Origin of the sequence: Streptomyces sp. NPDC055243, assembly GCF_044544025.1 — a bacterium.
Lineage (GTDB): Bacteria > Actinomycetota > Actinomycetes > Streptomycetales > Streptomycetaceae > Streptomyces.
On the sequence record NZ_JBITWR010000009.1, the window covers coordinates 370512 to 388630 of the forward strand.

The following is an 18119-nucleotide window of genomic DNA, read 5'->3' on the forward strand; positions in this document are numbered from 1 at the left end:
ACGCGCAGGCCAGTTGCTCAGGTGTCCTTGGCGTTGCGCGCGAGGCCGAGCGCGTAGTCGGGCCACCACTGGCCCGCCGCCGGGCCGCCCCGGCACGGGCCGTCCGAGTCGCCGGGCCGCTTGATCCACAGGACCGCGTCGAGCAGCGCGTCACCGGTCCTGTCCGTGGGCGGGGTGCCCAGGCCGCGTCCCGGCGGATTGCACCAGGCGTCCTGCCGGTCGCCGGCGAGCGGCCCCTTGCCGTTGCGGCTGGTGTCCATCACGAAGTGCTTGCCGCCGACGATCCCCGACAGGCCGCGGCCGTACGCCTTGATGGTGGCGTCGTCCTGGAAGTTCGACACGTTCAGCGAGAAGCCGTCGGCCCGGGCGATGCCCGCCTGCTTGAGCGGCTCGGCGAGCTTGCCCGCCTCGCTGATCCAGCCCGGGTTGCCCGCGTCCAGGTAGACCTTCACCTTGGGCTGCTGCTTGAGCCGCTGGATGGCCTGGGAGAGCAGCTGGTAGCGCTCGGCGTGGTACTCGGCGGGGGTGCAGCCGTCCACGATGTGCGGGATCGCGTCCGGCTCCAGGACGACGACGGCCCGGCTGTCGCCGATGGTGCCCGCGAACTTGTCGATCCACTGCCGGTAGAAGTCCGAGCTCTGCGCGCCGCCCGCGGAGTGCTGGCCGCAGTCGCGGTGCGGGATGTTGTACGCGACGAGCACGGCGGTGCGGTCGCCCTGCGCGGCGCCGTCGACGGCCGCCTTGATGTCCGGCACCGGGTCGTCGCCCGCGGGCCACACGGCCATGGGCTGCTCGGAGATCCGCTTCAGCGCGTCGGCGTCCTGGGTGCGGCCCTCCTGCTCCCACTGCCTGACCTGCCGGGCGGCGGCGCTCTGCGGGTCGACCCAGAAGGCGCTCTGCGGGGCCTTCTTCGCGGCCTCGGAGGAGGGGCCGGTCTCGGCCGCCGCCTTCTCCTTGCCCTTGGCGCCGGAGTCGGACGAGCACCCTGCCGTGAGCCCGAGGGCCGTGAGGGCCGTGAGTGCGGTGAATGTGCGGAGCAGCCGGTGCATCCAGCCCCCTTGGGCGACGGTGACCGGCCAATCGTTACATAACGGGCCAATCGCCCTTGGTTACGACACCGGATCACCCCCGATGGCCCCGGACCGGCCCCGTCAGCCGCCCCCGCTCGCCAGTGCGATGCCGAGCGGAGTGCGCTCGTAGAGCACCTGATGCCCGTACCGCCGCGACACCAGCAGCCCCGCGCCGCGCAGGGCGCCGAGATGAGCGGAGACCGAGGAGGGGGCGAGCCCCAGGCGGTGCGCCAGGGCCGAGGTGGTGGTCGGGTCGGTGAGCGCGGCCAGGACGGTCGCCCTGCCCCGCCCCAGGAGCCGTACGAGCGCCTCGGAGGTGCGTTCGCTCGGCTCGGTCCACAGACCGCCGATGCCGCGGGCCGGATAGGCCAGGGTCGGCTGCCAGGGCGGTTCGTGGCCGCCCACCACGTCGGGCCAGGTGAAGACGCTGGGCATCAGGACCAGGCCCTCACCCGCCAGATGCCGCACATGGTCGGCGGGCCGGGCGACGGTCAGCGTCTCCGCGTCCCAGGTGAACCGCGGATCCAGCTCGGCGACAAGCGCGCCGAGGCCGACCTCCGCGAGCCGCCGCGAATGGAAGGCGACGTCCGCCTCCAGGAGCGCGCGCAGCCGGGGCCAGTCCGGCTCGACGAGGGTGCGCCAGGCCGCCTCCATGGCATCGGCGAGCTCCCGTACCGCACGCGCGGGATCGGCCAGCAGCGCCCGCCCCTGCGGAGATTCGGCGGCCCCCGGGGTGGAGGCCAGCGCCCGCGCCAGCTCCTGCCGCGCTGCTTCGGGGTCGGCCGCGCGCACCGCCTCGATCTCCTCCTCGAAGGTGGCGGCGGGACCGATGGGGGGAGGGCCGATGAAGTCGGGGCTGTACCCGCGCTGCGGCATCAGCAGCCACAGCGCCCGCAGGTCGAGCCCGGCACTCGCGGCGCGGATGCGCCGGAGCCACTGCGGGTGGTAGCCGTGCCGGTCGGGCCGCTTCAGGGTGCGCACGGCCTCCTGCGTCTCCCACAGCGGCGACACGGCGAACCGGCACCGCAACAGATCGTCCGGCCCGAAATACAACCGGTCCGCCACGCCCCCACCCCCATGATTCGCCTGGAACCGAAACTCTAGGGCGGCAGGCACGCGCGCGTGCAGGGTGCGCACATGTCTGACGAGCCCATCCCGGAGACGTACGCCCCCGAACCCACCGGCTATCTCCGCCTCTTCACGATCCGCGAGTTCCGTGCCGTCTTCCTCGCCTACGCCCTCTCCCTGCTCGGCATCGTCGTCAGCGAGGTCGCGCTCACCGTGCTCGTGTACGGGCTCACCGGATCGCCGCTGCTCAGCGCGCTCACCTTCGCGCTCGGGATGCTGCCCTACCTCGTCGGCGGCACCCTGCTGTCCGGGATCGCCGACCGCTACCCGCCGCGACGGGTCCTGGTGCTCTGCGACGTGATCTGCGCCGGCTGCGCCGCCCTCATGGCGCTGCCCGCCACACCCGTCCTCGGGCTGCTCGCGCTGCGCTGCGTCATCGCCGTCGTCTCGCCGGTGTTCAACGGCACGCGGATGGCGACCCTCACCGACATCCTCGGCGACGGTGACCTGTTCGTCCTCGGGCGCTCCCTGCTCCGGATCGTCTCGCAGAGCTCCGTGCTCGTCGGGTTCGGGCTCGGCGGCGTCCTGCTCACCGTCGTACCGCCGCGCGGCGCGCTCCTCATCACCGTCGGTACGTTCGCGGCCTCCGCGCTGCTCCTGCGGTGCGGCACCCGGCGCAGACCCGCGCGCGGGGGCGCCGGTTCGGCGCTGGTGAAGTACTCGCTCAGCGGCGCCAGGCAGGTGCTCGGCGACCGGCGCATCCGGTCGCTGCTGCTCCTTCTCTGGGCGCCGCCGATGTTCATGGTCGTCCCGGAGGCGCTCGCCGCTCCGTACGCGGACCAGATCGGCGTCGGCGTCGCGGGTGTCGGACTCCTGATGTGCGCGCTGCCGGTCGGCACGATCGCGGCGGAGCTGTACGTCGGCTCCGCGCTCCGTGCGACCACCCGGGCCCGCATCGCCCTGCCGCTCGCCTCCTTCACGCTCCTGCCGCTCATCGTGTACGCCGTCACGCCCGGCCTCCTGTGGGCGATGCTCGCCCTCGCGCTGGCCGGCGCCGGATCGGCGTACACGCTGGGCGTCGACCGGTGGTTCGTCGACGCCGTCCCCCAGGAACTGCGCGGGCGGGCCATGACCGTGCACACGGCGGGGCTGATGACGATCCAGGGGGTCGGGATGGCGCTCGCCGGGCTCGCGGCGGAGTTCTTCGCGGTGAGCACCGTCGTCACGGCGTCGGGCGTGCTCGGCACCCTCTGCTGCCTCGCCCTGGCAGCGGAGGTCCGCGGCACGCAGCGTACGGCCGACGGCAAACCCGCCAACCTACGGGAACAGGCGACCGAATCGCGAGACGGGGCTGACCACCATGTGACCGGCGGGTAAGGTCTTTGGCGTGCCGAAGCCGCTCAGCCTCCCCTTCGATCCCATCGCCCGCGCCGACGAACTCTGGAAGCAGCGCTGGGGATCCGTACCGGCCATGGGCGCGATCACCTCGATCATGCGGGCGCACCAGATCCTGCTCGCCGAGGTCGACGCGGTCGTCAAGCCGTACGGGCTGACCTTCGCGCGGTACGAGGCGCTGGTCCTGCTCACGTTCTCGCAGGCGGGCGAGTTGCCGATGTCCAAGATCGGCGAGCGGCTCATGGTCCACCCCACGTCCGTCACGAACACCGTCGACCGGCTGGTCAGGTCCGGTCTGGTCGACAAGCGCCCCAACCCGAACGACGGGCGCGGCACCCTGGCCTCCATCACGGAGAAGGGCCGCGAGGTGGTCGAGGCGGCCACCCGCGAGCTGATGGCCATGGACTTCGGGCTCGGGGTGTACGACGCCGAGGAGTGCGCGGAGATCTTCGCGATGCTGCGGCCGCTCCGGGTGGCGGCGGAGGACTTCGAGGAGCAGTAGAACCGCGCGTTCCGGTCGTGCCGGGGCCGCCGGAAGATCGCGCAAAACGGGCCGATACGCTCGTAGGCATGAAGCGATCCGTGCTGACCCGTTACCGGGTGATGGCCTATGTCACCGCCGTCATGCTGCTCGTGCTGTGCACCTGCATGGTGTTCAAGTACGGCTTCGACAAGGGCGAGGGCCTGACGCTGGTCGTCTCCCAGGTCCACGGCGTCCTCTACATCATCTACCTGATCTTCGCCTTCGACCTGGGCTCCAAGGCGAAGTGGCCGTTCGGCAAGCTGTTGTGGGTGCTCGTCTCGGGCACGATCCCGACGGCCGCCTTCTTCGTCGAGCGCAAGGTCGTGCGCGAGGTCGAGCCGCTGATCGTCGACGGCTCCCCGGCCACCGCGAAGGCGTAGCACCACCCCGGAAACACCGCCACGGAGATACCCGTGGCGGTCAGCCATCGACATTTACTAGGACGTCCAAGTAAATTCGAAGCATGGACGCTGACGCCATCGAGGAGGGCCGCCGTCGCTGGCAGGCCCGGTACGACACCGCGAAGAAGCGCGACGCGGATTTCACCACGCTCTCCGGCGACCCGGTCGAGCCCGTCTACGGGCCGCGGCCCGGGGACACCTATGAGGGATTCGAGCGGATCGGATGGCCCGGCGAATACCCCTTCACCCGCGGACTCCACCCCACCGGCTACCGCGGCCGGACCTGGACCATCCGCCAGTTCGCCGGCTTCGGCAACGCCGAGCAGACGAACGAGCGCTACAAGATGATCCTGGCCAACGGCGGCGGCGGTCTCTCCGTGGCCTTCGACATGCCGACCCTGATGGGCCGGGACTCCGACGAGCCCCAGTCCCTCGGCGAGGTCGGGCACTGCGGGGTCGCCATCGACTCGGCCGCCGACATGGAGGTCCTGTTCAAGGACATCCCGCTCGGTGACGTCACGACGTCGATGACGATCTCCGGACCCGCCGTCCCCGTCTTCTGCATGTACCTGGTCGCCGCCGAGCGCCAGGGCATCGACCCGGGCCTGCTGAACGGCACGCTCCAGACGGACATCTTCAAGGAGTACATCGCGCAGAAGGAGTGGCTCTTCCAGCCCGAGCCGCACCTGCGCCTGATCGGCGACCTGATGGAGCACTGCGCGCGCGACATCCCCGCGTACAAGCCCCTGTCGGTCTCCGGGTACCACATCCGCGAGGCCGGGGCGACGGCCGCGCAGGAGCTCGCGTACACGCTCGCCGACGGCTTCGGGTACGTCGAGCTGGGCCTGAGCCGCGGCATGGACGTGGACGTCTTCGCGCCCGGCCTCAGCTTCTTCTTCGACGCGCACCTGGACTTCTTCGAGGAGATCGCGAAGTTCCGCGCCGCCCGCCGCATCTGGGCCCGCTGGATGCGGGACGTGTACGGAGCGAAGACCGACAAGGCCCAGTGGCTGCGCTTCCACACGCAGACCGCGGGCGTCTCGCTGACGGCGCAGCAGCCCTACAACAACGTCGTACGCACCGCTGTCGAGGCGCTCTCCGCAGTCCTCGGCGGCACGAACTCCCTGCACACGAACGCCCTCGACGAGACGCTCGCGCTGCCGAGCGAGCAGGCCGCCGAGATCGCGCTGCGCACGCAGCAGGTGCTCATGGAGGAGACGGGCGTCGCCAATGTGGCGGACCCGCTGGGCGGTTCCTGGTACGTCGAGCAGCTCACCGACCGCATCGAGGCGGACGCCGAGAAGATCTTCGAGCAGATCAAGGAGCGGGGGCGCAGGGCGCACCCGAACGGGGAGCACCCCATCGGGCCCATCACCTCCGGCATCCTGCGCGGCATCGAGGACGGCTGGTTCACCGGCGAGATCGCCGAGTCGGCCTTCCAGTACCAGCAGTCCCTGGAGAAGGGCGACAAGCGGGTCGTGGGCGTCAACGTCCACCATGGCTCCGTCACCGGCGACCTGGAGATCCTGCGGGTCTCTCACGAGGTGGAGCGGGAGCAGGTCAAGGTGCTCGGTGCCCGCAAGGTGGCACGGGACGAGGCTCGGGTGCGGGCCTCGCTCGACGCCATGCTGGCGGCTGCGCGCGACGGGTCGAACATGATCGGCCCCATGCTGGAGGCGGTCCGCGCGGAGGCGACGCTGGGGGAGATCTGCAACGCCCTGCGGGACGAGTGGGGGATCTATACCGAGCCGCCGGGGTTCTAGATCGGGTCTTCGAGGTGCGTGGGATCTGCGGGGCCGTCGTGGCTGGTCGCGCAGTTCCCCGCGCCCCTTCGGGGCGCCCTCGGGCGCCCCGGAAAGCTCGGCTGAAAATTGTGGGTGTCAGATGCACGGGGCTGGGTAGGCGCCGCCCGTCAACCCGTCCTGCCCCTGGAGTCACCCTGTGTCACCCGTGAGCATGCCCGGCCCCACTCGTACCGCCGTCATCGCCATCGGAGCCGCCACGCTCACGCTGCTCGGCGCGCTGACCGTGTACGGCTCAGGTGACGTCAGCGCGAGCCCGCCGCCCGAGCCGAAGGTCCAGGACACCTTCGATTCGCTCGGCCCGGACGTGCACGCGGCGAAGCTGAAGAACGGCCGGACGGCGCACTACTCCGACACCGGGAACAAGGACGGCAAGCCGGTCCTGTTCATCGGCGGCACCGGCACGAGCGCCCGCGCGGCGCACATGACGGACTTCTTCCGCTCGACGCGCGAGGACCTGGGGCTGCGCCTCATATCCGTCGAGCGCAACGGCTTCGGCGACACGGAGTTCGACAAGAAGCTCGGCAAGGCCGACTTCGCCTCCGACACCCTTGAGGTCCTCGACCAGCTCGGCGTGGACGACGTGAGCGTGATCGCGATCTCGGGCGGCGGTCCGTACGCGGCGGAGCTCGCGGGTCGAGCCCCCGGGCGGATCTCGGCCCTGCACCTCGCGGCGGCCCTGCCGCCCTACGGCACGAAGCCCGCGTACTGCTCGATGTCCGACGACGCGCTCGCCGACACCGTGCGGGACTCCATCAGGGACCCGCGCAAGTGGTGGGCGTTCCCGGACGACAGCCCCGTGAAGACGATTCCGGGCTTCGCCGACACGGCGTACGAGGAAGGCGCTCGCACCTACAACCAGCGCGGCCAGCAGGCGGACCCCGCGCCGCAGGTGCACGAGCAGAAGCTGTACTGCGGCCGTCCCGGCCCGGACCTGAAGAAGCTCGACGCCCCCGTGTACCTCTACGGCGGCAAGAAGGACACGACTGTGCCGCCCGCGACCCTCACGACCTGGCAGGAGGCGCTGCCGGGCAAGGCGAAGGTGCGTACCTACGCGGACTCCGGGCACGACGTGCAGTACCGCCACTGGGACCAGATCCTGGTCGACCTGGCGGGCCACGGCGAGCGCACGGTCGTCTGCCGCGGCAAGCACACGCGCGTGCTCCCCGCCGACGAGGCCGACCGCGCGCTCGCCAAGGGCAAGGCCACGCTGGGCAGTTGCGCCTGGAAGAACGGCTGACGAGCCGGGCTACCGGTCGGGCAGTGTCAGTCTGAACAGCGCGCCCCCGCCCGGCGCCCTCTCCGCCGAGAGCTCCGCTCCGTGCGCGTGGGCGATCTGGCGGGCCATCGCGAGACCCAGGCCCGAGCCCGGCAGGGCGCGGGCCTTCTCGGCGCGGTAGAAGCGGTCGAAGACGTACGGCAGGTCCTCCTCCGCGATGCCGGGGCCGTGGTCGCGGACCGTCAGGGCGGTGGGGGTGAGGGATGCCTCCACCGGTGTGCCCGGCGGGCTGAACTTGGCCGCGTTGTCGAGCAGGTTGGTGACCAGCCGGGAGAGGCGTGCGGGCACGCCGGGGATGCGCGTGTCCTGGGCGTCCGGCGACACCTGGAGCGTGAAGGGCACCTGCGGCCAGTGGCCGCGCGCCGCGTCCACGACATGGGCGACCAGCGACGCGAGGCGCACCTCCTCCAGGAGGGGCTGCGGCTCCTCGTCGCGGGCCAGCTCGATCAAGTCGTTGACCATGCCGGTGACTTCGCGCAGCTGGCGGCCCAGCGCGCCGGACGCACGGTCGCGCTGCGCGTCGCTCAACCGGTCGGCGCGGGCGAGGAGTTCGGCGTTCGTACGCAGCGCGGTCAGCGGGGTGCGCAGTTCGTGCGAGGCGTCGGCGACCAGGCGGCGGCGTGCGGTGACCGACTCCTCCAGCTCGGCCAGCATCGCGTTGAACGCGGCGGCGAGGCGGGTGACCTCGTCCTCGCGGCCAGGCGGTCCCGGCGGCAGCTCGATGCGGTGGCGGGCGTCGCGGGTCGCCGCGATGCGTTCGGCCGTGGCGGTGAGGCGGGCGACCGGGGCGAGGCCGGTGCGCGAGACCCAGTAGCCGCCGAGCCCCGACAGGAGCACTCCGGCGCCGCCCACCGCGGACAGCAGCCCGGCGGCCTGTCGCACGCCGCGCTCCGCGATGTCGGCGCGCAGGGCGACCTGGACGGCGTCGCCCTTGCCGTAGTGGGTGGTGTACATCCGCGTCGGCCTCCCCTCCAGGGTGAGGCTCGTGTAGTACGGCGCCGCTTGGCCGGCCGCGACCTTCCGCGTGGACTGGCTCACCGGGAGCAGATAGGGCTTCGAGGGATCGTCGGCCGGGTCGGCGGGGACGATCTGCGAGCAGGCGGGGGCGCCGAGGTAGCGGCACTCGCCCGTGACGACGCCCGGCTCGTTGTCGTAGTGCCGCTGCTGGGCGATGAGGCTCGCCGACTGGGCGAGGTTCTGGTCGAGCTGCTGGTAGAGCTTGTAGCGGATGACCAGGAACGCTGCCGCGCACACGCCGACCGCGACCAGTGCGACGGCCGCCGCCGCGGCGAGCGCGAGCCGGGTGCGCAGCGGACGCCTGCGCCGCCACCGGGCGCCGAGCCTGCGCCGGGCGCTCACGGGCTGCCCAGGCGGTAGCCGACGCCGTGCACGGTGTGCACGAGGCGGGGCTCGCCGCCCGACTCCAGCTTGCGGCGCAGGTAACCGACGTACACGGCAAGGGAGTTGGAGTCGGGTCCGAAGTCGCGTCCCCAGACCGACTCCTGGATGAGTTCGCGCGGCAGGACCTGCCCGGCGTTGCGCAGGAGCAGTTCGAGCAGGGCGAACTCGGTGCGGCTGAACTCGACGGTGCGGTGGCCGCGGCGGCCGGTGCGGGTCGCGGGGTCCAGTACCAGATCGGCGTACGCGAGGTCGCCGCCCTCGGCGGGGGAGTGCTGCTCCGGGGCGGCGCGGCGCAGCAGGGCGCGGACGCGGGCGACGAGTTCGTCGAGGGCGAAGGGCTTGACCAGGTAGTCGTCGGCGCCCGCGTCGAGGCCGTCGACGCGTTCGCTGACGGAGCCGAGGGCGGTGAGGACGAGGACCGGGGTGCGGTCGCCGAGTGCGCGCATCTGGCGGCAGACGGCGAGACCGTCCATGACGGGCATCATCACGTCCAGGACCACGAGGTCCGGCTCCCAGCGGGCGATGGCGCCGAGCGCGCGGCTGCCGTCCGCGGCGCCGCGGACGGAGTGGCCCTCGATCGTGAGGGCGTCCTCGACCGCCGCGCGGACTTCCGGGTCGTCGTCGACCACGAGGATCTTGGGCGCGGGGGGTGTGGTCACGCTGGGCCCGCCTGCGCGTGACGGGGGCGGCCTGCTCGCCCGCGGGGGCGGCTCCTCGGAGATCTCATGGGTCAAAGGTGCCAAACGCGGCTCTTAAAACCCTCTTAGACCTGCTCGTGATGCTCCATTGCCATGCGAACACCCGATATGCGATCTCCCGAGGCAGGGGCCCGTGCCCCTCTCTCCGTCGTCATCGGCGCGGGCGGCACCGGTGGACACATCTATCCCGGGCTCGCCCTCGCCGACGCCCTGCGGCGTGCCGTGCCGGGCGCGGTCGTCACCTTCGTCGGCACGCAGCGGGGTCTGGAGACCCGGCTGATACCGGAGGCCGGATACCGGCTCCACACCGTCGACATGATTCCGTTCGACCCCTCGCTGGGCGCCAAGCGGTATCTGCTGCCCGCCGCCCTGGTGAAGTCGGGCACCCAGTGCCGGGCGATCCTGCGGGCGCAGGGCGCGCAGGTCGCCGTCGGGATGGGCGGCTACCCCAGCGCTCCCGTCATCGTCGGGGCGCGGATGGCGGGTCTGCCCAGCCTGATCCACGAGTCCAACGCGGTGCCGGGCCGTGCCAACCGGTTCGCGGCCCGGCTCACCCCGAACATCGCCGTCGCGTTCGACCGCAGCCGGGAGCACCTGCCGGGCGGTGAGCGCGCGTACACCACCGGGATGCCCATCGCGGCGCCGCTCGCCGTGCTCGACCGGGGGGCTCTGCGGGCCGAGGCCCGCCGGGAGTTCGGGGTGCCTGAGGGGGCGCGGGTGCTGCTGTTCAACGGCGGCAGTCTCGGCGCGGCCCGGCTCACCGAAGCGGCCGTGGGGCTCGCGGCGCGGTGGCGGCACCGCGCCGACGTGCAGCTGCTGATCAAGACGGGACCGGCCGCGCTGGACGAGACGCGGCGGCGCCTGACGGAGGCGGGCGCGGAAGGCATCGCCCGTGCCGTGCCCTACCTCGACCGGATGGACCTCGCCTACGCGGCCGCCGATCTGGTGGTCTGCCGGGCCGGTTCGGCGACCGTCGCCGAACTCGCCGCGACCGGGGTGCCTGCCGTCCTCGTCCCGTATCCGCACGCGCCCGGCGACCACCAGACCCACAACGCGCGGGTCCTCTCCGACGCGGGCGCGGGCCTGCTCCTTCCCGACGGCGAGACGACGGCGGCGCGGCTCGCGGAGCTCGTCGGTCCGCTGCTCGCCGATCCGGCGCGGCTCGCCGCGATGAGCGGTGCCGCCGATCCGGGCCCGCACGCACGGGCCGCGGACCTGCTCGCCGAGCGGGTCATCGAACTCACCCACCACACACCGCACTTGGAGTACGCATGAGCAGCAACGGCACTTTCGACGACGCGACCTTCGGCTGGGCGGGCCGCACCGTCCTGGTCACCGGGGCCGAGGGCTTCATCGGCTCGACGCTCGTCGATCTGCTCCTGGAGCAGGGCGCGAAGGTCCGCGCCTTCGTGCACTACAAGCCGTACGCGGACAAGGGCCACCTCGCGCATCTGATGGGGGACCCGCGGGTCGAGATGCTCGCGGGCGACGTCCGGGACGCGGGGCGGGTGATGGACGCGGTGGAGGGGTGCGACACGGTCTTCCACCTGGCCGCGCTGATCGGAATCCCCTACTCGTACGACTCGCCGGGGGCGTACGTCCAGACGAACGTCGTCGGCACGGAGAACGTGGCGGAGGCGTGCCGGCGGCACTCCGTGCGGCGGCTCGTCCACACCTCCACGAGCGAGGTGTACGGGACGGCGCTGACCGCTCCCATCTCCGAGGAGCACCCGCTCCAGCCCCAGTCCCCGTACTCCGCCTCGAAGATCGGCGCCGACATGATGGCGCTGTCGCACTGGCACGCCTTCGAGCTGCCGGTGACGGTGGTGCGCCCCTTCAACACGTACGGTCCGCGGCAGTCGGCCCGCGCGGTGATCCCCACGATCCTCGCGCAACTGCACTCCGGGGCGCGGGAGATCAAGCTGGGCTCGCTGACGCCCACGCGGGACTTCACGTACGTGACGGACACCGCGCGCGGCTTCATGGCGCTGGCGGCGTGCGAGGCGGCCGTGGGCCATGCGGTGAACCTGGGGGTGGGCCAGGAGATCTCCATCGGGGCTCTGGCGGAGGCGCTGATCGAGGCGTCCGGGCGTGCGGCGGAGGTGGTCGTGGACCCGTCCCGGCTCCGTCCCTCGGGCAGCGAGGTCCAGCGGCTCCTGTCGGACAACTCCCGGGCCCGGGAGTGGGCGGGCTGGACTCCGTCGGTTTCCTTGAGCGAGGGCTTGAAGTGGACCTCGGAGTGGGTCGCGCAGAATCTCCGCCTCTTCGCGGCGGACCGCTACCAGGTCTGAGGGGGCCCTGCGGGCGGGCTGGGCGGGGCCTGGGTCGCTGTTCCCTGCGGGTGGGTGGGGCGGTGCCTGTCCCGCCGCTCTTCCCTGCGGGTGAACGGGGCGGCCCCTGTCCCGCCGCTTTTCCCTGCGGGTGGGCGAGAGGGGCCCTGTGCCGCCGCTCATTCCCTGCGGGTGGGCCAGACGTCCTTGTCTCGTCGCTCCTTCCCCGCGGGTGGGTGGGGCGGGCCCTGTCCCGCCGCTTCGCGGCGGATTCTCCCCGCCCGCCCACCCGTTCACCCCGCAGCGCATCGTCAACGTGCCTGGGTGGGGCGGATCCGGGGCGCTCGGGTGGGTGGGTGGGTGGGAGACATCCGTCGCGAAGCGGCGGTGTAGGTCGCGGCGGCCGCAGCCGGGGGCACCGCCCCCGAAGCGGGGCGTGGCGGGCCCGCGGTGTTGGAGGCGCCCGGCCAGTTGCGGCTGGGCCGCAGCCGGGGGCGCCCGCCCCGAGGCGGGGTGCGGCAGGCTCACGCTGCCGGAGGCCCCCGGCCAGTTAGTGCTGGGCCGCAGCCGGGGGGGCGTCCCGAAGCCCGGCGCAGCGGGCTCACGCTGCTGGAGGCCCCCGGCTAGATACTGCTGGGCCGCAGCCGGGGGCGCCCGCCCCGAAGCCCCGCGTGGTGGGCCCGCCCCCGGTCCGGTCAGTTACGGCTGGGCCGCAGCCGGGGGGCGTCCCGAAGCCCGGCGCGGCGGGGTCACGCTGCTGGAGGCCCCCGGCCAGTTACGGCTGGGCCGCAGCCGCCGCCAAGCCGCCCAGCAGCAGCAGCGTGAAGCGGCGGGCCCACGCTTCGTCCACCGGTTCCGCGCTGACCAGGGCGCGGTGGACCACCGCGCCGGCGATCACGTCGAAGATGAGGTCGGCCGTTCGGCCCGCGGCGGCGGGATCGGGCTCCGACGGGAGCTCACCCCGGTCCTGCGCCCGCTTGCGCCCCGCGAGGACCAACCGCTTCTGGCGGTCCACGATCGACGTACGGATCCGCTCCCGCAGCGGCTCGTCCGACGTCGACTCGGCCACCACCGCCATCAGCGCGGTCTTCGTCTCGGGGCGGCTCAGCAGCGCCGCGAACTGCAGCACCACGCCCTCGATGTCCGCCGCGAGGCTGCCGCGGTCCGGCAGCTCCAGCTCGTCGAACAGCTCCGCCACCGCGTCCACGACCAGCTCGCTCTTGCCCGCCCAGCGCCGGTACAGGGTCGTCTTGGCGACGCCCGCGCGCGCGGCGACGTCGCCGAGGGTCAGCTTGGACCAGCCGAGTTCGACCAGGGCCTGCCGGGTCGACTCCAGGATCGCGGTGTCCGCCGCGGCGTTGCGGGGGCGGCCGCCGGTGCGGGCGGCAGGAGGGATGCGGCTTTGCATCCCGTGACCATACCGGTCAGTACGGAGCGCGCCGGAGCAGTTCCCTACCGGCCGCCGAGTGAGGCAGATCACCGGAGTTCGTGCGGGCCCGCCTCCCACACCGCGGCGCTCGACAGTTACGCTACGAGTCGTAGCGAAAGAGACGTGGGCGGGACGAACGGCAATTCCTCGGCGCCCACGCTCCTTCGCCGAGCGACAACCACAGCGGCACCACAGCAGCACCACAGCGACAACCACAGCAGCAGGCACTGGTACGGGGTGGGGACCTCGTACCGACAACCATCGGTCCTCCTCGGGACCTTGGCGCCACGGCCGTCCTTGGCCCCGCAATCCGGCGGGGGGCTTCGGACGGGCGCGGTTCCCGCACGGCTTGGGGGAGGATGTACTCATGCAGCCACGGAACATGTCCATGAGCGGAGTCGTCGACCTCGCCGCCGTGAAGGCGGCCCAGGAGGCCAAGGCGAAGGCGGAGCAGGCGCGCGCCGAAGCGGCCAGGCAGGGCGGGGGCGCCGTACCGGGCGTCTCACCTTCGAGTCTCGTCATCGACGTCGACGAGGCCGGCTTCGAGCGCGAGGTCCTCCAGCGCTCCGCCGAAGTGCCCGTCGTCATCGACTTCTGGGCCGAGTGGTGCGAGCCGTGCAAGCAGCTGAGCCCGCTGCTCGAAGGCCTCGCGCGGGAGTACAACGGCCGCTTCGTCCTCGCCAAGATCGACGTAGACGCCAATCAGATGCTGATGCAGCAGTTCGGGGTCCAGGGCATCCCGGCCGTCTTCGCGGTGGTGGCCGGACAGGCCCTGCCGCTCTTCCAGGGCGCGGCCCCGGTCGAGCAGATCCGCCAGACCCTGGACCAGCTGATCCAGGTCGGCGAGGAGCGCTTCGGCCTGACCGGCCTCGTCGTCGACCCGGACGCCCAGGGTGGCGGCGACGCGCAGGAGGCTCCCGTCGCCGAGGTGCCCGCCGGTCCGTACGACGCCCTGCTCGAAGCCGCCGTCCAGGCGCTGGACGCGGGCGACTTGGGCGGCGCGGTCCAGGCGTACCGCAACGTACTGAACGACGACCCGGCCAACACGGAGGCCAAGCTCGGCCTGGCCCAGGCCGAACTGCTGCAGCGCGTCCAGGACCTGGACCCGCAGCAGGTCCGCAAGGACGCCGCCGACCGGCCCGCGGACGTGGCCGCGCAGATCGCCGCCGCCGACCTGGATCTGGTGGGCGGTCATGTGGAGGACGCCTTCGGGCGGCTCATCGAGGCGGTCCGCCGCACGGCGGGCGACGACCGGGACGCCGCGCGGGTGCGGCTGCTCGAACTCCTCGAAGTGGTCGGCTCGGACGACCCGCGGGTGACCGCGGCGCGTACGCAGCTCGCGCGGGTGCTCTTCTGAGTCGTCCCTGGTCCGCGCCCTGGTCCGGCAACCGCCCGCGCGCCCTGGCTCGGACGTTCGACCCTTCGCGAGCCGTCCGCTGACCAGTCCCTAAACGCCGGGGCTTGTGATGCAGGAGTGAAAAATTCGCCTCCAAGGCGTCACAGTGGCCGCGCTTTACCAAATCTTGGTAAACGCGGCCACTGTTACTTGGAGTAAGCCCAGGCCAGCCTTCTGTCCTGTTGTGCCCTTCAACATCCCGGTCTGTTCCGCCCACTGGGCGCACCGTCTGTGGCCGACCGATACCGCGCGGTCGTGCTTCGGTTATCGCGCCGTTACTAGCCAGTAACGAACCCCCTTGTGCGGGGACCGAGAATGCACCACGATCGGCGACGCTCGGTCCATTAACCCGCAGCCCGAAAGCCAGTCGGGAGCGGGGTTTCTGGGTCCCCACCGAGCAGGCCGGAGACATCCCGTCGCCGGTCTTGGACAGGGGGGTCTCTGCCGTCCGGCAGGGCCTGTCCGGCAGGTTGTGCGTGTCGCGTGCGACCAGTGGTTGTCGCTCGGGGGTGATCGCCGGTGCTGAGTGGCGCGGTTGCGCGCCTCCCATGCGGGCGCTCTCCTTCCCGAGGACGTAGCGCTTCTCCCATCCCTGCCCGACTGAGCGCCCAGCAGTCAGGGCCGGAGATGTACGTCCGAGAAGGAGGAAAGTCATGGAGTCCGTGGCTCGTGGCGGAACCAGATGGAAGCGGTTCGCCGTAGTCATGGTGCCGAGCGTCGCGGCGACTGCCGCGATAGGCGTGGCCCTCTCGCAGGGTGCACTCGCGGCATCGTTCAGTGTGTCCGGTCAGCAGTTCAAGGTGACTGCCGACCAGCTCGACGGTACGGGATTCGTCCAGTACGGGGCGCTCGACAGCGGCAAGTCGGGTAACCACCCGGTCGCCGTCGTCGGCCTCGAATCGGCCAAGATCACCAACCTGTGTCAGTCCGTCGTCGTTCCGGTCCCCGTCTTCGGCGATGTGTCGATGACCCTCAAGGCCGGCGGCAAGGGCGGCCCGAGGGTAGCGGCCAAGAAGCTCTACATCGACGCCGACGACCTGAAGGCCGACGCGACGTTCACCAACGTCGACATCGGTGTCTCGGTCGACCAGACCACCAAGGGCCCCGGCCCGGCGAAGGGCGACAAGTACGCCCCGGACTCGTTCGCGCAGCAGGCCGACAAGGTGAAGTTCACCGACGTCAAGCAGCGTGCGTGGGCGACCACCGCCGGCACCTTCAAGCTCTCCGGTCTGGCCATGTCGGTCAAGAAGGGCAAGCACGAGTGCTACTGAGGCAGTTGATGCCTTAGACAGCGGTACTTGTTGCGCAGCACGGCCGGGCGCGGGGGCGCGACGGAAATCTTGACCTCAAACCGTCCCCGTGCCCGAATCCGCAGCACACACAGAACCAAACGCCATTCCCCGAGGAGCTGTACGACATGAGCGCCGAAGCGCAAGTGGGGCTGGGCGACAAGCTCGGCCGGATGCGCCGATCGTTCCGAGGGTGGCGCGGTCAGCGCCCGTTCTGGGGTGGTCTGCTGACGTTGCTCGGCGGCATCCCGATCATGTACTTCCCGTACGCGAACCTCACGATCGGCACGATGACGATCCGGATGGCGACGACCGCCGGTGCCGGTTCGCTGATCATCGGCGTCCTGCTTGTCGTGCTCGGCCTGACCATGTGGTTCCAGCCGCATTCCCGGATCTTCGCGGGTGTCGCGGCGATTCTGCTCGCACTGGTCTCTCTGGTGGTCTCCAACTTCGGCGGCTTCGTCATCGGCTTCCTGCTCGCGCTGCTCGGCGGTGCCCTCGGCATCTCCTGGGCCGCGGCCAAGCCGGTCAAGAAGTCCGCGAAGGGGCGGGCCGAAAGCTCCGACGACGGGGCGCCGGAGCCCGCGGCCGCGGGGGCCGCGAACGGGGTGAGCGGCACTACGGACGATCTGTCAGGAACGAGCCCGGACAACGGGACGAACGGGAGGCACCGTGCCGGCTGACGAGGTGCATCAACTGGACTCCGCGGGGGAGCCCCGCGCGAGATCCGGGCCGCGCCACGCGGCACCCAGAAAGCCGCTCCTCACCCGCCTGCACGTGCCGGCGGGCAAGGCGATAGCCATCGCGGCCATGCCGACCGCCGTCCTCATGGGCATGGGACTGACCCCCCAGCTCGCGCAGGCCAAGCCGCTGCCGAAGAACCCCTTCCAGGACGGTCCGTGCGTCACGGCGCCGGACGACGCCTCCAAGGACACCGAGAAGGAAGCCGACGAGGCCGCCGCGCAGAAGGCGGCGAAGGAGAAGGCCGAGCAGGCGGAGAAGGACGCCGCCGACAAGGCCGACGAGAGCGACGAGAGCAAGGACGACTCCGGCAAGGCCACCGCCGAGCCGACGCCCTCGCCCTCCGCCGGTGACAAGGCGGGATCGGACGCCGACGGGGCCGAGCCGACCCCGTCGCCGGCCGACGCGGACGACAAGGCCGACGAGCCCGCTCCGGAGCCCTCCGAGACCAAGAACCCGCTGGACCCGCTGGGTGTCGGCGACGCGCTCAAGGACATCTTCACGCCCGACGAGAAGGAGTCCGCGAGCCCCACGCCGACCCCCTCCGCCTCGGAGGAGGCCGAGTCCTCGAAGTCCCCCGAGTCCCCCGAGGACAAGGCGAAGGACACGGTCGACGACGTCACCAAGCCCGTCGACGACGCCCTCGGCGAGGTCGAGGACGGCGTCAAGGACGGTGCCGGCAAGGCCGAGGACACGGTCGACAAGGCCAAGGAGGAGGCCGAGAAGGCCGCCGCCGACGCCAAGGCCAAGGAAGAGGCCGAGGACCCGTTGGCACCGGACGAGAACGGCAAGAAGCCGTTCCCGTGCGTGGTCGAGAAGAAGGTCGACGGAAAGGCCGAGCAGACGCCCGCGCCGATCCCGAACCAGCCGTGGAACCTCGAGGCCAGCTCGCTGACGCTCAAGGGCGCGGACTACCAGGGCGTCGTGAACCTGACGATGCCCAACGGCAACACCAAGCAGGCCCTGAAGTACGTCGTCCAGAACACGGACATCGGCGACCTGCACCAGATCGTCGAGGGCCCGGCCGGCAAGAAGTACCACGTCCAGGCCGAGAAGGGCTCCACCTCCACGATCCGTGGCGGGGAGACGACGATGTACACCGAGTCGATCTCCGGCAAGCTCTTCGGCCTGATCCCGATCACGTTCGACCCGGAGCACCCGCCGCCCCTGAACATCCCGCTGATCTACTTCACGGACGTGAAGGTCAAGCAGGCGGGCCAGTTCGGCGGCAACCTGCACGTACCCGGCCTGAGCCAGACGATCACCGACTGATCCCGCCGCGATCAGCGACCGGTCGCCAAGATCCCACCGGGAGCCGCGAAAGCGCTGAGGGCGCCCCCTGCATCAGGGGGCGCCC

The 18119-nt window shown here is 71.7% G+C and carries 16 protein-coding genes; 11 read left to right on the forward strand and 5 right to left on the reverse strand.

All coding sequences use genetic code 11. From position 1 onward, the window contains the following. Positions 1-17 precede the first annotated feature (17 nt). Both ACIGXX_RS26960 and ACIGXX_RS26965 read right to left on the reverse strand, forming a co-directional pair. Positions 18-1049 carry a glycoside hydrolase family 6 protein gene (locus ACIGXX_RS26960; protein ID WP_399979414.1) on the reverse strand — a complete coding sequence of 344 codons (1032 nt, stop codon included), beginning with the start codon at positions 1047-1049 and terminating at the stop codon, positions 18-20. 102 nt (positions 1050-1151) lie between these two features. Continuing rightward, positions 1152-2135: a DUF5937 family protein gene (locus tag ACIGXX_RS26965; RefSeq protein ID WP_399979417.1), complete on the reverse strand. Its 984-nt coding sequence runs from the start codon at positions 2133-2135 to the stop codon at positions 1152-1154. 72 nt (positions 2136-2207) lie between these two features. Between ACIGXX_RS26965 and ACIGXX_RS26970 the strand changes: the two genes are divergently transcribed. The 5 genes from ACIGXX_RS26970 to ACIGXX_RS26990 all read left to right on the forward strand — a co-directional run bounded on the left by ACIGXX_RS26970 (position 2208) and on the right by ACIGXX_RS26990 (position 7499). Next, positions 2208-3515, forward strand: a complete 1308-nt coding sequence (locus tag ACIGXX_RS26970) for an MFS transporter (RefSeq protein WP_399979420.1) — start codon at positions 2208-2210, stop codon at positions 3513-3515. A 10-nt stretch (positions 3516-3525) separates the two neighbouring features. Next, complete coding sequence (locus ACIGXX_RS26975; protein WP_351163966.1) at positions 3526-4035, forward strand: MarR family transcriptional regulator; 510 nt, start codon at positions 3526-3528, stop codon at positions 4033-4035. Positions 4036-4103: 68 nt separating this feature from the next. Then, positions 4104-4436, forward strand: a complete 333-nt coding sequence (locus tag ACIGXX_RS26980; protein ID WP_351163967.1) for a DUF3817 domain-containing protein — start codon at positions 4104-4106, stop codon at positions 4434-4436. A gap of 83 nt (positions 4437-4519) precedes the next feature. After that, positions 4520-6220: a methylmalonyl-CoA mutase family protein gene (locus tag ACIGXX_RS26985; protein WP_361473988.1), complete on the forward strand. Its 1701-nt coding sequence runs from the start codon at positions 4520-4522 to the stop codon at positions 6218-6220. Positions 6221-6413: 193 nt separating this feature from the next. Continuing rightward, positions 6414-7499, forward strand: coding sequence for an alpha/beta fold hydrolase (locus ACIGXX_RS26990; protein ID WP_399979507.1), 1086 nt, complete (start codon positions 6414-6416; stop codon positions 7497-7499). Between the two features lie 9 nt (positions 7500-7508). Here ACIGXX_RS26990 and ACIGXX_RS26995 read toward each other — a convergent pair whose 3' ends face one another. After that, entirely contained in the window at positions 7509-8897 is a 1389-nt protein-coding gene (locus ACIGXX_RS26995) for a sensor histidine kinase (protein WP_399979425.1), read from the reverse strand. Then, a complete protein-coding gene (locus ACIGXX_RS27000; protein WP_351163970.1) occupies positions 8894-9598 on the reverse strand; it encodes a response regulator transcription factor in 705 nt (234 codons plus the stop codon). The genes ACIGXX_RS26995 and ACIGXX_RS27000 overlap by 4 nt, the downstream gene beginning before the upstream one ends. A 132-nt stretch (positions 9599-9730) precedes the next feature. On the opposite strand from ACIGXX_RS27000, the gene ACIGXX_RS27005 reads away from it, so the two are divergent. Both ACIGXX_RS27005 and ACIGXX_RS27010 read left to right on the forward strand, forming a co-directional pair. Continuing rightward, positions 9731-10912: a UDP-N-acetylglucosamine--N-acetylmuramyl-(pentapeptide) pyrophosphoryl-undecaprenol N-acetylglucosamine transferase gene (locus ACIGXX_RS27005; protein WP_399979429.1), complete on the forward strand. Its 1182-nt coding sequence runs from the start codon at positions 9731-9733 to the stop codon at positions 10910-10912. Further along, positions 10909-11928 carry an SDR family NAD(P)-dependent oxidoreductase gene (locus ACIGXX_RS27010; protein ID WP_383820988.1) on the forward strand — a complete coding sequence of 340 codons (1020 nt, stop codon included), beginning with the start codon at positions 10909-10911 and terminating at the stop codon, positions 11926-11928. Before ACIGXX_RS27005 ends, ACIGXX_RS27010 begins: the two co-directional genes overlap by 4 nt. A gap of 754 nt (positions 11929-12682) precedes the next feature. Here the strand turns inward: ACIGXX_RS27010 and ACIGXX_RS27015 are convergent. After that, positions 12683-13315, reverse strand: coding sequence for a TetR/AcrR family transcriptional regulator (locus ACIGXX_RS27015; protein ID WP_361473119.1), 633 nt, complete (start codon positions 13313-13315; stop codon positions 12683-12685). Between the two features lie 388 nt (positions 13316-13703). On the opposite strand from ACIGXX_RS27015, the gene ACIGXX_RS27020 reads away from it, so the two are divergent. From ACIGXX_RS27020 to ACIGXX_RS27035, 4 genes are all read left to right on the forward strand, one after another. Then, the gene (locus tag ACIGXX_RS27020; RefSeq protein ID WP_351163974.1) at positions 13704-14693 is read left to right on the forward strand and encodes a tetratricopeptide repeat protein; all 990 of its coding nucleotides are present in this window, start codon (positions 13704-13706) and stop codon (positions 14691-14693) included. A gap of 692 nt (positions 14694-15385) precedes the next feature. After that, a complete protein-coding gene (locus ACIGXX_RS27025; RefSeq protein WP_351163975.1) occupies positions 15386-16003 on the forward strand; it encodes a DUF6230 family protein in 618 nt (205 codons plus the stop codon). Between the two features lie 146 nt (positions 16004-16149). After that, positions 16150-16704 (forward strand): DUF6114 domain-containing protein, encoded by a 555-nt coding sequence (locus ACIGXX_RS27030; RefSeq protein ID WP_351163976.1) that lies wholly within the window; start codon positions 16150-16152, stop codon positions 16702-16704. Further along, positions 16694-18034, forward strand: a complete 1341-nt coding sequence (locus ACIGXX_RS27035) for a hypothetical protein (protein ID WP_399979436.1) — start codon at positions 16694-16696, stop codon at positions 18032-18034. Before ACIGXX_RS27030 ends, ACIGXX_RS27035 begins: the two co-directional genes overlap by 11 nt. Positions 18035-18119: the final 85 nt, after the last annotated feature.